Genomic DNA, 12,702 nt, shown 5'->3' with positions numbered 1-12,702 from the left:
GGCCGCGCGGGTGCGAGACTGTGCGGCAACTTGACGACGCGAAGGAGCTCGCTGTGGCCTCTGATGCCCTCGAAGGACCGGTCCCGGCGTCGAGCGGGCCGGGGCAACCGGTCCTTGCGCTGCTGGACAAGGCCATCGGCATGCAGACACCGCTGGTGCGCAAGAACATCGCCCGGGCCCGTCAGCGCAACCCGGAGGCGACGCCGGCGGAGGTCGTGCGCACCCTGGAGCGGATGTACGTCAGCACCCTGGCGGGCAGCGGGGCCGCGGTCGGGGCCACCGCGGCCGCACCCGCCGTCGGCACCGGGATCGCACTGGCGTTGTCGGCGGGCGAGGCCTTCTCTTCGCTCGAACTGAGCGCCCTGTTCGTGCTCTCGGTCGCCGAGGTCCACGGCGTTCCGCTGGACGAGATCGAACGCCGGCGGACGCTGGTCATGGGGATCCTGCTCGGCCAGTCGGGTTCCTCGACCATCGTCGGCAAGGCCGCCGAGCGCACCGGCCAGCACTGGGCCCGCCAGCTCGTCAGCAAGGTGCCCTCGACGGCGCTGAAACAGATCAACGGCGTCCTGGGCAAGAACTTCGTCACCAAGTACGGCACCAAGCAGGGCATCATCGTGCTCGGCCGGGTGGCTCCGTTCGGCATCGGCGCGGTGATCGGCGGTGGCGCCAACGCCACTGTCGCAGCCCTGGCCGTCCGGGCCGCCCGACGCGCGTTCGGTCCCGCGCCGGAGTCATGGCCCGGGACAGAGCTGGAACCCGCGCTTCCCGACTCGGGGCTCTCGGACCGCTGAGCGCATTGCCTGCGGCCCGCACTGCGGCAGCGGCAGGAAAGTGCGACCCGGGATGGTGCCACGTCCGGGGTTGCCGGGAAGCGACCATGCGACGGAGTGGTCCGGTGATCTCGCCGGACAACCGCTGGTGGATTACTCGACTAAACTCTCGTTTGTCCGTTTTCCAAGTGGGCTTTCGGTTGAAAACAAACCTTCGTCGGTGGTGTATCACCCGCGGAAGCTGGATCGTCACGCAGTGTTCCACCGTGGCAAGTACCCCTCACGCCAGTCTTCCCCCCAAAGACGACCCGGAGGATTTTGATGACTTCCCGGAAACTCGCCGGCTTCACCGCATTCGCCTCGGCCGCCCTGGCCTGTGCGCTTTGTGTCCCGGCTGCTCACGCCGCGCCGTTGTCGGCCGAGGCTGCTTTCACCCTTGCCCAGGGCAATGCCATGACCCAGGCCGACCAGGTGGTCGGTGCGCTCGGTGCCGCGTCGGGTGGTTACTACCTCGACAACGGCAAGGCGATCGTCAACGTCCTGGACGACGCCGGGGCGCAAAAAGTCGAAGCGGCCGGTCTCACCGCCAAGAAGGTCACCCACACCTTCGCCGCGCTGACCGGGGTCAAGAACGCCCTCGACAACGTGCGCAACGTGCCGCAAACCTCTTGGGGCATCGACACTTCCACCAACCAGGTCGTCGTGACGATCTTCTCGGCCGCTACCAAGGCGACCGCGGACAAGGTCGCCACCGCCGCGAAGCAGTACGGCGACAGCGCCCGCGTCGAGTACAAGACCGGCAAGCTCGAGCTGTACATCGCCGACGGCGACGCCATCCAGAACAGCAGCGCGCGCTGCTCGCTCGGGTTCAACGTCAAGAGCGGCAGCACCCCGTACCTGCTCACCGCCGGGCACTGCACCAACCTCGGCGGCACCTGGTCCGGCGGCGACGTCAGCGGCGCGCGGGTCGTCCGGAGTGACTGCCCCGGCGCGGACTCCGGTCTGCTGACCCGGCCGAACGGCTCCGGTCCCGGCCGCATCAACACCGGCCAGACCATCACCAGCGCGGCCGCGCCGCAGGTCGGCGAGCGCATCTCCAAGCAGGGCTCGACCACCGGTGGCGGCACCGGCCAGGTGACGTCGGTCGACCAGTCGGTCAACTTCGACGTCGGTGTGCTCAACCACGAGTTCGGGACCACCGCCCACACCGACCACGGTGACTCCGGCGGCCCGGCCTACGACGGTTCCAAGGGCCTCGGCACCCTGTCCGGCGGGAACACGACCGTCAGCTACTTCTACCCGCTGACCCGTGAGCTTTCGTCCTACGGCCTCACTCTGGCCTGACCCACGCCGAACTGATCGCGGCGCCGTCTCCGAGGAGGAAGCGGCGCCGCGATCGCTCGGCTCAGAACGGTTCGGCGACCATCCAGTGCTCGACCAGACGGCCGTCGACCACCCGGATCATGTCCATGCCCGCGACCTCGAACCGGTCGCCGGTCGGTGGCCTGCCGAAGAAGTCGCCGGTGTGGGTGCCGCGGACGGTGTAGCGGTGGGCGACCCACTCGCCGTTCTCGACGTCGGCCTCGACGACGACGTCGAAGTCCGGAACCCCGGCCAGCAGGCCCTCCCACTTCCGCCGCCAGTCCGCGTGGGTGACGCGGTGGCCCTGGTCCCGCGATTCGGGCGCGATGTAGCTCAACGCGGTGTCCAGGTCGCCCGCGGCGCGAGCGGCGAGGATCGCCCGGTTCACCTCGGCGGGGCTCGACGGTGGGGTCATCGGCTCGGTCTCCTCACGGGAAGCAGGTAACGGGGACTGTCCCCGGTACGCTGCCGGTACGATACGGGGACTGTCCCCGGATCGGCAAGAGGTGTCCGATGCCCGAGCCCCGCGCCGACGCCCAGCGCAACCGCCGGAACCTGCTGGCGGCCGCCGAAAGCGCCTTCAACACCCGCGGCGCGGGAGCGTCCCTGGACGACATCGCCCGCGTCGCCGGCGTCGGCAACGCGACGCTCTACCGCCACTTCCCGACGCGGCAGCAGCTGATCGACGCCGTCTACGAAGCGCGCATCGGCGCGCTTTGTGTGCTGGCCGAACAGATGCGTGCCGCCGAACCGGCCGGCGCGGCGTTGCCGGTATGGCTGCGCGCGGTGGTCGACCACATCAGCGGCAGCCGGGGCCTGCGGGACGCCTTCGTCGACGCCCACCACCTCGGCGCCGGCAGCGGGGCGCCGCAGCTCGCCGAATGGCATCGCATGACCGACGACGCGGCCGTCCCGTTGCTGCGCGACGCGCAGGCCGCCGGGACCGCGCACCCGGATCTGCGTGCGGCCGAGCTGATGGCGCTGGTCGCGGCGGTCGCGCACGCCGGTGGCGGCGACCCCGGCGACGCCCGCCGCCTCCTCGGGTTCGTCCTCGACGGTGTCGGCCGGCGGCCCGGCGAGGTCAGGCCCCGGCGAACGCCGTGACCGTGCCGAGGAAGGCGTCCTGGTGATCGGCGAACCCGGGCCGCACGGGTTCGGGGAAGCCGGGTAGCTCCCGCGCGTCGGGCAGCAGCCGCAGCAGCGCGTCCACCGTCCGGCGCTGGTGCACCGGGTTGTGCGGCGCCGACGGGAGCACGCCGGTCGGCACGCGCAGGCCCGCCAGCTCGCCGTCGAGGACCCCGCGCAGCGTCTCGCCCCGCAGCAGCTCGGCGGCGATCGCCGGGTCGGTGACGCGCTCGCGGACGCGGTCGTCGATCGAGGTGTCCCCGGCGGTGGCCGGCCAGGCGAGGAGCAGCCGGCTGACCCGCCCCGGGTGCGTGAGGGCCAGCCGGACGGCGGCCGAGCAGCCGTTGGACCCGGCGACCACCACGACCGGTTCGTCAGGAAGCACCGGCGTCAGGTGGTCCGCTTCGGACTGCCAGCTGCGGGCGCCGGCGAGGCGGTCAGGGGCGTGGACGCGCAGTCCTCGCTGCTCCAGACCGCTGACGACGCCGGTGCTTCCCCAGAATCGCCGGGCGTCCATGTCTTCGTGCAGTCCGCCGTGGACCAGCAGGACGTTCACGCGCGCTCCTTCGGGTCGGCCTCCGCCAGTCAACCGGAAAACCCGGCCGTTGGTAGCCGGTTGGTGAATCTTTGGCGGACGGAAAGGGCGGCGCGCGAACCTTCCTCCCGTCAGACGAGAGGAGGTGAAGATGATGTCGGCAACCACCACCGTGCAGGCCAAGGTCGAGGCTCCGAAGGACGCCACGTTCAGCCTCGACGTGAGCGAGCAGGAACTCCTCGACGAGTTCGGTGTGCTCTCCCTGTGTGAGTACTGCTACGGCGCGTGACCCGGTGAGTGACCTCCCGGCTCGCGCCGCGGGGTCCGGCTCCGCACCGGAGTGACGTTTTCCCAGCGGGTGCGCCCGTCGCGATCGCGACGGGCGCACCCAGTCTTCGACGCCCCACCCAGGAAAGGACCACGGATGTCGTCGCCTGCAGTTGACGCGCCGAAGCGCACGGTCGCGGCCGGAGTCACGACCGCACTGTGGCTCGGCCTCGCGGTGTCCCTGCTCGGGGACAGCTTCTACCGGGTCGGCCTGACCTGGAACGCCACCACGGACGGCGGCATCGGCCCGGCCGCCCTGCTCGGCACGGCGATGGCGCTGCCGGTGGCCCTGCTGGGCATGTTCGGCGGCGTCGTGATCGACCGCTTCAACCGCCCGGGCCTGATGATCGTGACCGACGTCGTCCGGTTCGCCGTGGTGGCGGCGTTCGCCGTGCTCTTCCTCGGCAACGGACCCGGCCTGCCGGCGCTGCTGGCCGGCGCCGCGGTGCTGGCGGCGTCCGGTGTCTGCTTCACCCCGGCGCTGCAGTCGTGGCTGCCCGACCTGTTCCCCGACCGGGACCGGATGATCAAGTTCGACGCGCTGTTCCTGACGACCATCAACGTCGTCGGCGTCGTCGGCCCCGCGCTGGCCGGGGCGTTGTACCCGTTCGTCGGCATGAGCGGGTTCCTCTGGTTCGACGCGGGCACGTTCGCGGTGTCCGCGGTCGCGGTCTTCTACGTCCGGAGAGCGCTTCCCGGACCCGGGACGCCGGCCCTCGCGCCGCCGCCGGAACCACCGCGCCCGCGCCGCAACCTCCTCGCCGACGTCCGGGAAGGACTGCGGTACATCTTCGGCAACGAGGTGCTCCGGCGGCAGTTCACCGTCTTCCCCTTCATGGAGGCCGCGGCCTACTCGCTGGTCTTCCTGCTCCCGTCCTACCTGTCCGCGGCGAAGTACACCGCGAGCTGGCTGTTCGGCGCGCTGCTGGCCGCCAACGCGATCGGCCGGGTGCTGGGGGCCTGGGTGTTCGCGCACACCGGGCTGCGGCGCCGGCGGGGGCCGGTGCTCGCGGTCAACCACCTCTCCCAGGGCGTCATGCTCGGGCTCTTCGTCCTCGTCCCCGACCCCGTCGTCGGCACCGCCGCGTTCCTGCTGATGGGCCTGCCGGCCGGCGCCAGCCAGATCGCCCTCTCCTCCTGGGTTCAGACCAATGTGGACAGACAGTTCCGCGGCCGGGCGTTCGGCACCCTGACGTCGTTCGTGCAGTGGCTGATGCCGCTGGGCCCGCTGTTCTTCGGCTGGCTGGGCGCGCTGCTGGACCCCCGCTGGGCCGTGGTGATCATCGCCGCGACCTTCTTCGCCGGGGGCGCCGCCATCGTTTCATCCCGCGCGGTAAGGAGCCTGCAGTGACGACCTCAACCCGCCCCGGCGCGCTGTTCCTGGAGACCGGCTGGGCCGAATCCTTCGCGGTGACCGGCGACGGCCGGGTGGCGGTCGCGTGGAGCACCGCCGACGGCCCGCGCGTCCACACCGTGTCAGGTCCGGATAGCCCGCCCGAACCGGCGAACACCCTGCCGAGCATCGACCAGGCCGGCCTCTCCGGCGGGCCGCGGCGGATCGCCTTCTGGGCGCAGCTGGCCGACGAGGACAACCGGTTCGTCCTGTTCACCGCCGTCCCCGGGGAAACGCCGGTGCGGACGGCGATCGAAGCCCCGCGCCAGCCCTGCGGGGTCGCCTGGGCCGGCCCGGACCACGTCGTCACCACCTGGCAGACCGCCGACGGCCCGGTGCTCGCCCGGGTCGCCGTGACGCCGGGAGCGCGTCCCGAGACCCTGTGGCGCCTGCCGGCCTCGCCGCGGTGGCCGGACCCGGTGCCCGACGTCGCGCCGGACGGCCGGATCGTGCTGACCGTCGCGTCCGAGACCGGCCAGGACATCGTGGTGCTCGACCACGGCGTGGTCACCACCCTGCTCGCCGGCAACCGCAGCGCGGCGCCGGCCCGGGCGCGCTGGAGCCCGGACGGCCGGTCGGTCGTCGTGCTCGTCCGGCGGCGGCGGGCCACCGAAGCCCGGCTGATCGACCTGGTCGCCGGCACCATGGAGGTCCTCGACGGGCCCGCGCCGACCGACGTGCCGGTGTGGAACGGCGACGGGACCAAGCTGGCCTTCGCCGCCCACGACTGGCCCGTCACCCGGCTCCACGTCCACGATCTGCCGTCCCGGACGCTGACCGAGGTGCCGGCCCCGGCGGGCACCTGCGCCGAAGCGCCGCAGTGGCACGGCGACGACTGCTACTTCCGCGTGCTCGGCCCGGACCACCCGCCCGCGGTGCGGCGGTGGCGCCCGGGCGCCACCGATGCGCTACCGGTGACCCCGCCGGCGACGGTGTCCCGGCCGGTCTCGCCGTCCGTGGTCCGCTTGCCCAGCCGGGAAGGCTTCGACCTGCCCGCGCTCGCCTACGAGCCGTGGATCCCGGACCGGGGGACGGTCGTGATGCTGCACGGCGGACCCGCATCCTGCTGGCGCAACGGCTGGAACCCGGTCCTGCTCGACCTGCTCGGCGCCGGTTACCGCGTGGTGCTGCTGGAAACCCGCGGCACGACGTTCACCGGCTGGCCGGTGCCCCCGGTGCCGGTCACCGAGCACGGCGTCCGCGAAGTCGAGGACGTCGCCGACAGCGTCGCGGCCCTGATCCGGCTCGGCCTCGCCCAGCCCGGCCGGATCGTCCTGGCCGGCCACAGCCACGGCGCGTTCATCGCCTACCGCGCGTCGCTGGCGCTGCCGGAGGTCGCCGGTGTGATCACGACGAGCGGCTACCTGCACCCGGCGGTGCTGGCCGGCAGCGGCGACCCGGAGGTGCACCGCTTCGCGGCCGCGGCGTTCGCGGACCGGGCCTGGGCCGGTGACCCGGCCGCCGCGCTGCCCTCCCGCTGCCCGGTCCTGTCGGTGCACGGCGAACGCGACAAGCAGGTGCCCGCCGGGGACGCCGAGGCGATGTTCGCCCGCCTCGACGGCGCCGGGCACGAATGGGTGCTGCTGGCGAACGACGACCACAGCTTCCGCATCCGGCGCAACGCCGCCCGCTATGCCGCCGCCGCGCGGGACTTCCTGGGGCGGGTGCTGGCATGACGACCCTGGACTACGACGTCGTCGTGATCGGCGGCGGACCCGGCGGCTCGACGACGGCGACGTTCCTCGCCCGGGCCGGCGCGCGGGTGCTGGTGCTGGAGGGCACCCGGTTCCCGCGCTGGCACATCGGCGAGTCGCTGCTGGCCGCGTCGATGCCGGTCCTCGAGGAGCTCGGCGTGCTGCCGCAGCTGGAGCGGTTCAACCGCAAGCTCGGCTCGCTCTGGGTCTGGGGCGCCTCGCCGTCGCTGATCAGCCTGGAGATGCCGCGGCCGGGCTTCGCGTTCCAGGTGCAACGCGAGCACTTCGACCAGCTCCTGCTCGACAACGCGCGTGCCGCCGGCGTCGACGTCCGCACCGAGACCTGGGCGCGGCAGCCGAGGTGGGACGACACCGGCCGGATGACCGGGCTGCTCGCCCAGGAAGCCGGCGGCACGACCTTCGAGGTGCGGGCGCGTTACGTCGTCGACGCCAGCGGCCTGTTCCAGTTCCTGCCGAAACGCCTGGGCCTGCCGATGGACCTGTTCGGCCCGCAGCGGGCGGCGGTCACCGTCTACTGGGACGACGCGCTGCGCCCGGACGCGCCGCACACCGCCGACGTCATCAGCGAAGCCTGCGCGGACGGCTGGATCTGGTTCATCCCCTTCGCGGACGGCCAGACCGGCGTCGGCTTCGTCGGCGACGCCGAGGACATCACCGGCGCGCCCGCCGAGGTGTTCACCCAGCAGATCGCCAGTTCCCAGCTCGTCCGGCGCCTGCTGGCGAACGCGACCATGGCGCGGAAACCGCGGCTGCTCCGCTACACCAACCACACCGTGGCGACTCCACTGTGGACCGACGGCTACCTGCTCGTCGGCGACACCGCCGCGTTCGTCGACCCGCTGTTCTCCACCGGCATCAACGCGACGCTCTACTCGGCCTCGCTGGCCGCGGCGGGCATCGCGTCGGTGCTGGCGGGCGACCTGCCCGAGGACGGCGCGGCGAAGTGGTACGACGAGCGCGTCCGCGGGCACTACCGCCGCACCACCGAAATGACCAAGCTGCTCTACGCGGCCCACCCCGGCGACACCCGGTTCTGGCGGGCGCGCTCGCTCGAGCACCTGACCGACGGCCAGGCGGAGGAACTGCTGCGCCACATCGGGGCGGGCAGCGTCGAGCTGTTCGCCAAGGCGGAGGCGGACGGCTCGATCCGGCTCCCGGCGGCGGTGCGCCGGCTGCTGCCCGAGTTCACCTCGGCGCTCCCGCCCACCCGCCTGCCCGAGCACACCGTGCTGTCGTTCGCCGACGAGGTCGAGCTGCGCCAGGACTGGACCCGGGCGGGTGGCCGGCTGGTGCCGGCGACGCGCGTGGCGCACCGACGACGTCGCACGCACGAAATCGACTTCTCCGGCGGCACGCCGGGGCAGCGGCTGCTCGCGGCGGTCGACGGCCGGCGCGATCTCCGCAGCCTGCTCGAAGCGTCCACATCGGACGGTGCTCGCCGGCAGCACCTGGCCCTGCTGGCCGGGGCGCTGGTGAAGGCGGGCATCTTCCGCGCGGCCGGGGCCGGCCTGCTGCCGGCGGAGAGGTGAGTTCCGATGCACCACAAGCACATCGTGCTCGAGCGGGCCCAGCTGGGCGTCGCGGACGTCCCGGCGCGCGAGCTGGGGCTCGACGACGTGGGCGGCCCGCTCAGCGCGTACCTGCTCCGGCCGTACCTGGACCTGAGCGAGTTCGTCGACGGGCCCAGCGAGACGACGTCGGTCGAGGTCGCGTTCCGCCAGCTCGCCGCGCCGGACGCGCCCCGGCTGATGATCCAGACCCACCCCGGGCGCGGCCTGCGGACCGCGCTCGTGCGCGAAAGCGGCCTGCCCGCCTACGGGATCACCCGGGCGCGGGAGCTGCCCGAGCGGCTGCGCACCGACCGGTGGCGGCAGCTCGTCGAGTGGACGCGGGCCCGGCTGCTGCCGCTGGGCCAGCGGCTGCGGCTCGCGACGCTGCTGAACACGCTGGGCCTGTTCGGCGAGACCGTGGAGCTGTTCACCGGCCGGATCGGGGACGTCGACAGCGGCGACGGCGTCGCGACGGCGCTGAGCATGCAGCTCGCCATCGCCCGGCTGCGCATCGATCCCTCGGCCGACACCGAGCGGGTGAACGCGGCGACCCTGCGGCAGGCCGCGGAGAACGACCGGGGCGACCGGTACGTCCGGCTCGGCGCCGCCCTCACCCTGGTGGTCCTGGCCGCCAAGCGACGGGACATCGAGGAAGTGCGGCACTGGCGCGAGGTCGCCGAATCGCAGTACGACCTGCTCGATCCCGGAGCCGGGCTGCCGGACGTGTTGTACGCCAGCACGTTCTGGCGCGCCGTGTGCTACCTGCCGCACCTGCTCGGCGACCGCGTGCGGACCACGGAGGAGCTCGACGCCGCCGAGCACCACGCGCTGGCGTTCCGGCCCCGTGACAGCACCGAGCGGATGGTCTGGGCCGCCAACATGAACCCGCTGCTGGAGACCCGGATGCGGGCCGCGCTCGACACCGGCGACCGCGACGGCGGGTGGGCGCGCCTGTCCCAGCTCGCCGAGCTCGAACCGCTCAGCGCGAAGGTGCGCATCCACGTCGGCAAGTTCCACCTCGACGACGGCGCGCCCGAGAAAGCGCTCCCCGAGCTGCGGCGGGCGATCACGCTGGGCGCGCCGTTCACCGGCCTGTCCTGGTACCTGACGGCCCGCTGCCTGGACCGGCTCGGCGACCACGCGGGCGCGTTGCGGGCCTACGCCGAAGCCGTGCGCGCGGACCCGGCCAGCGTGGACGCCCGGCTGCGCATCCACGAACTGGCCGGGGCGGCGGACGGCGGGCTCGCGGCGTTGCCCGCCTGGGCCGGCGGCTCGCTGGGGGAGATCACCACCCGGCTGAAGGCGCCCGCCCGCACGACGGCGAAGGAGCAGGCACGATGAGACAGCGAGTGCTGACCGCGACGCAGTTCCTCGAGGAGCACGACCTCGTCACCCCGGAGACCGGGACGCTCTCGGGCCACCTGCTCCGCCCGTTCCTCGACCTCGGCGGGCCCGGCGGACCGGTCAACGCGAAGGCCGCGGCCTACGTGGGGGAGAGCGTCGCCGGACCGGAGCCCGAGGCCGACGGCTGGATCGCGCCCCAGGGCAACACGAAACGGTCCCTGCGGACGGCGCTGATCCGCGAGACCGGCCTCGCGAGCTACGACGTCACCTGGCCGGGCGAGCTGCCCGAAACCGCGCGGAGCCCGCACTGGCAGGCGCTGTGCGACGCCGTGGACGCGTGGGACGAGCTGGGCGCGTTCCGGCGCTACCAGGTGATCTGCGCGCTGTACAAGCTGTGCTTGTTCGACGCGGCCGTGGCGCTCGGGGACCGCCTCGGCCCGCCCGGCGAGTTCACCGCGCTGAGCGAGCTGCGGGTCATCGGCGCGCGGTCCAAGCTCGGCGAGTCCGTCCACGACCTGGTACCGCGCACACTGGCCGTGCTGGCGCAGACGCCGGCGTCCCCGCGCGTGCGGCTCGCCGTGGCGGTCAACCTGGCCATCCACTACGGCCGGGCCACCCGCGACCGCGAGGCCACCGTCGAGTGGTCGGACCGGGTGCTCGCCGAAGCGGCCGCGCAGCACGCCGAGGGGAGCCCGCGCGACCTCCTGATGGCGAGCATCACCTTGCGCGCGGCCAGTTTCGGCCCGTTCGTGCGCGGGGACCACGACGCCGTGGCGGCGATGCTCAAGCAGGCCGAAGCCCACGCCGTCGACGTCACCGGAGCACCCGGGGTGCCGCTGGTGCTGGCCGACGAGAACCGCTACGCCGTCCTCGAAACGATCACCAACGCCGCGGTCGCCCGCGGGGACCGCGAGACCGCGCTCGCCGCCGCCACCGCACTGACCGCGCACGACCCGCGGGAACCCCGGGCGTGGCTGCAGCTCGGGGCCGTGCACTGGGACGACGGCCGGACGCCGGACGCGCTGGACGCCTACCGGACCGCGGCCGTGCTGGGCGCGCCCTTCACCGGAACCGCCTGGTACTGCACGGGTCGCTGCCACGAGGCGCTGGGCGACCTCGACCAGGCGGCGCAGGCCTACGCGAACTCCGTCGCCGCGGAGCCGCTGGGCATCACCGCGCTGCACCGGCTGCACGGCGTCGCGGACCGGACCGGCCAGCGGTTCCTCGCCGGCTGGGCCCGCGACCGGCTCCACGTGCTGCACCACCGGCTTGCCGGCCCGGCCGCACCGACATCGTCCACGACCGTCCGACAGGGGGCCCGAGCATGACCACCATCAGTCCCACCGTGCCGTTTTCGCCGGTGCCGAAGGAGAGCGACGCGTCGGTCGCCCGGTTCGCGGAGTTCCGGCTCGCCGGGCTCGGCCGCTTCGCCGGCCTGCTCGGCTCGCGCCTCCCGGCCGCCGAAGCCGCTCTGCTGGAGCGCGGCGCCCGGCTGGCCGCGGAGCTGGACCGTCCGGAGTGGACGGACATCGCGCTCCACCCGTACTACTCGTACTGGTGGAGCCGGTTGTCCCAGGCGGTGGCCGCGGGCCGGGCCGCCGAGGTGACGTCACTCGTCCCCGAGCTGTCCCGCTTCCTGCTCATCCCGTTGCTGCGCCGGGGCGACGTCGACCTGGCCCTGCCGCCGCCGCGTGCCGGCGAGCTGCGGTTCCCCGGCCATCGACGGCACCTGCGCGTCGAGGCGTCCGGCGCGCTGCGGGCCCGGGCCACGAACGGCGAGCTGGTGCTCACCGGGCACGACGCCGTGCCGGTGGCCGAGCTGCTGGACGAATACCGCCCCGGCCCCGGTGTGCTGCGCCCGGCCATCCCCGGCACGGCCGTGGAACTCGACTCGTCCGATCCGTGGGTCGGGGAGTTCTTCGAGGTCGAGAACGTCACCGCGCCCTCGCCGGGACGCAGCCGCGACGACCTCGCACCGGCGGCGGCGGACGTCGCCGCGCAGACCTGGCTGGGCGGTGCCGTGGACCGGCTCGGCCGGGCGTGGCCGGAGATGCGGCGCGAGTTCGAGGACTACGTCCGGCTCGTGGCGCCGTTCTCCAGCCAGGTGCGCGCGGCCTTCACCAACGTCGGCTGGCAGGGCGCGGTGTTCCTGCGCACCACCGTCCACGACGACGTCCAGGACGTGGAACGGCTGGTCCACGAGACCAGCCACCTGCGGCTCAACCTGGTGATGGCGCGCACGAAGCTCTACGACCACGACGCCGCCGACCGGGTGCCGTCGCCGTTCCGCGCCGGGCTGCGCCCGATCATGGGGCTCTACCACGGCGCGTTCGTGGTGACCCGCGCCGCGCGCGCCCTCGACCGGGTGCACCGGCTGGCCGGCGATCTCGGCTACGCCGAGCGGATCCCGGTGCTGGTCACGCAGGTGCGGCTCGCGCTCGGCACGCTGCGCCGGGACGTCCGGCTCACCCCCGACGGCGCCGCGCTGCTCGACGAAGCCGACGCGCACATCACCGACCTCGCCGCGGCCTACGGCGCCGCCGCCCCCGACGAACCCAAGATCTACGAGGAGTTCTGAGCG

At 73.4% G+C, this 12,702-nt stretch carries 12 protein-coding genes; 10 read left to right on the top strand and 2 right to left on the bottom strand.

Annotated elements, in window-relative coordinates; all coding sequences use genetic code 11:
• Positions 1-53: 53 nt before the first annotated feature.
• Together OHS58_RS17345 and OHS58_RS17340 are read left to right on the top strand one after the other, a co-directional pair.
• The gene (locus OHS58_RS17345) at positions 54-791 is read left to right on the top strand and encodes a hypothetical protein (protein WP_328649000.1); all 738 of its coding nucleotides are present in this window, start codon (positions 54-56) and stop codon (positions 789-791) included.
• Positions 792-1,091: 300 nt separating this feature from the next.
• Positions 1,092-2,114, top strand: a complete 1,023-nt coding sequence (locus tag OHS58_RS17340) for a S1 family peptidase (RefSeq protein WP_328648999.1) — start codon at positions 1,092-1,094, stop codon at positions 2,112-2,114.
• A gap of 61 nt (positions 2,115-2,175) precedes the next feature.
• Here the strand turns inward: OHS58_RS17340 and OHS58_RS17335 are convergent, their stop codons facing one another.
• On the bottom strand, positions 2,176-2,547 hold the full coding sequence (locus OHS58_RS17335; RefSeq protein WP_326948828.1) for an ester cyclase: 372 nt from the start codon (positions 2,545-2,547) through the stop codon (positions 2,176-2,178).
• Positions 2,548-2,645: 98 nt separating this feature from the next.
• Between OHS58_RS17335 and OHS58_RS17330 the strand changes: the two genes are divergently transcribed.
• Positions 2,646-3,236, top strand: a complete 591-nt coding sequence (locus tag OHS58_RS17330; RefSeq protein ID WP_328648998.1) for a TetR/AcrR family transcriptional regulator — start codon at positions 2,646-2,648, stop codon at positions 3,234-3,236.
• Here OHS58_RS17330 and OHS58_RS17325 read toward each other — a convergent pair.
• Entirely contained in the window at positions 3,214-3,813 is a 600-nt protein-coding gene (locus OHS58_RS17325; RefSeq protein ID WP_328648997.1) for an alpha/beta fold hydrolase, read from the bottom strand. The two genes, OHS58_RS17330 and OHS58_RS17325, sit on opposite strands and share 23 nt — an antisense overlap.
• Positions 3,814-3,943: 130 nt before the next feature.
• Between OHS58_RS17325 and OHS58_RS17320 the strand changes: the two genes are divergently transcribed.
• The 7 genes from OHS58_RS17320 to OHS58_RS17290 all read left to right on the top strand — a co-directional run bounded on the left by OHS58_RS17320 (position 3,944) and on the right by OHS58_RS17290 (position 12,699).
• Positions 3,944-4,081 carry a hypothetical protein gene (locus OHS58_RS17320; protein WP_247050999.1) on the top strand — a complete coding sequence of 46 codons (138 nt, stop codon included), beginning with the start codon at positions 3,944-3,946 and terminating at the stop codon, positions 4,079-4,081.
• A 135-nt stretch (positions 4,082-4,216) separates the two neighbouring features.
• Entirely contained in the window at positions 4,217-5,470 is a 1,254-nt protein-coding gene (locus OHS58_RS17315; RefSeq protein ID WP_326953974.1) for an MFS transporter, read from the top strand.
• Positions 5,467-7,188: a S9 family peptidase gene (locus OHS58_RS17310; protein ID WP_328648996.1), complete on the top strand. Its 1,722-nt coding sequence runs from the start codon at positions 5,467-5,469 to the stop codon at positions 7,186-7,188. Before OHS58_RS17315 ends, OHS58_RS17310 begins: the two co-directional genes overlap by 4 nt.
• A complete protein-coding gene (locus tag OHS58_RS17305; RefSeq protein WP_328648995.1) occupies positions 7,185-8,756 on the top strand; it encodes an NAD(P)/FAD-dependent oxidoreductase in 1,572 nt (523 codons plus the stop codon). The genes OHS58_RS17310 and OHS58_RS17305 overlap by 4 nt, the downstream gene beginning before the upstream one ends.
• A gap of 6 nt (positions 8,757-8,762) precedes the next feature.
• On the top strand, positions 8,763-10,118 hold the full coding sequence (locus tag OHS58_RS17300) for a tetratricopeptide repeat protein (protein WP_326953971.1): 1,356 nt from the start codon (positions 8,763-8,765) through the stop codon (positions 10,116-10,118).
• Positions 10,115-11,449 (top strand): tetratricopeptide repeat protein, encoded by a 1,335-nt coding sequence (locus OHS58_RS17295; protein WP_328648994.1) that lies wholly within the window; start codon positions 10,115-10,117, stop codon positions 11,447-11,449. Before OHS58_RS17300 ends, OHS58_RS17295 begins: the two co-directional genes overlap by 4 nt.
• Positions 11,446-12,699, top strand: a complete 1,254-nt coding sequence (locus OHS58_RS17290) for an aKG-HExxH-type peptide beta-hydroxylase (RefSeq protein ID WP_326953969.1) — start codon at positions 11,446-11,448, stop codon at positions 12,697-12,699. The genes OHS58_RS17295 and OHS58_RS17290 overlap by 4 nt, the downstream gene beginning before the upstream one ends.
• The last annotated feature ends 3 nt before the right edge of the window (positions 12,700-12,702 follow it).

This window comes from Amycolatopsis sp. NBC_00348 (genome assembly GCF_036114655.1).
GTDB lineage: Bacteria > Actinomycetota > Actinomycetes > Mycobacteriales > Pseudonocardiaceae > Amycolatopsis.
The sequence above is the reverse complement of the archived record's forward strand: the minus strand, read 5'-3'. Positions and strand labels throughout refer to the sequence as shown.

Bases quoted from the DNA above. Each gene is read 5' to 3' on its own strand.
- OHS58_RS17340 (WP_328648999.1), top strand. From the start codon at position 1,092: ATGACTTCCCGGAAACTCGCCGGCTTCACCGCATTCGCCTCGGCCGCC.
- OHS58_RS17335 (WP_326948828.1), bottom strand. From the start codon at position 2,547: ATGACCCCACCGTCGAGCCCCGCCGAGGTGAACCGGGCGATCCTCGCC.
- OHS58_RS17330 (WP_328648998.1), top strand. From the start codon at position 2,646: ATGCCCGAGCCCCGCGCCGACGCCCAGCGCAACCGCCGGAACCTGCTG.
- OHS58_RS17320 (WP_247050999.1), top strand. From the start codon at position 3,944: ATGATGTCGGCAACCACCACCGTGCAGGCCAAGGTCGAGGCTCCGAAG.
- OHS58_RS17315 (WP_326953974.1), top strand. From the start codon at position 4,217: ATGTCGTCGCCTGCAGTTGACGCGCCGAAGCGCACGGTCGCGGCCGGA.
- OHS58_RS17305 (WP_328648995.1), top strand. From the start codon at position 7,185: ATGACGACCCTGGACTACGACGTCGTCGTGATCGGCGGCGGACCCGGC.
- OHS58_RS17300 (WP_326953971.1), top strand. From the start codon at position 8,763: ATGCACCACAAGCACATCGTGCTCGAGCGGGCCCAGCTGGGCGTCGCG.
- OHS58_RS17295 (WP_328648994.1), top strand. From the start codon at position 10,115: ATGAGACAGCGAGTGCTGACCGCGACGCAGTTCCTCGAGGAGCACGAC.
- OHS58_RS17290 (WP_326953969.1), top strand. From the start codon at position 11,446: ATGACCACCATCAGTCCCACCGTGCCGTTTTCGCCGGTGCCGAAGGAG.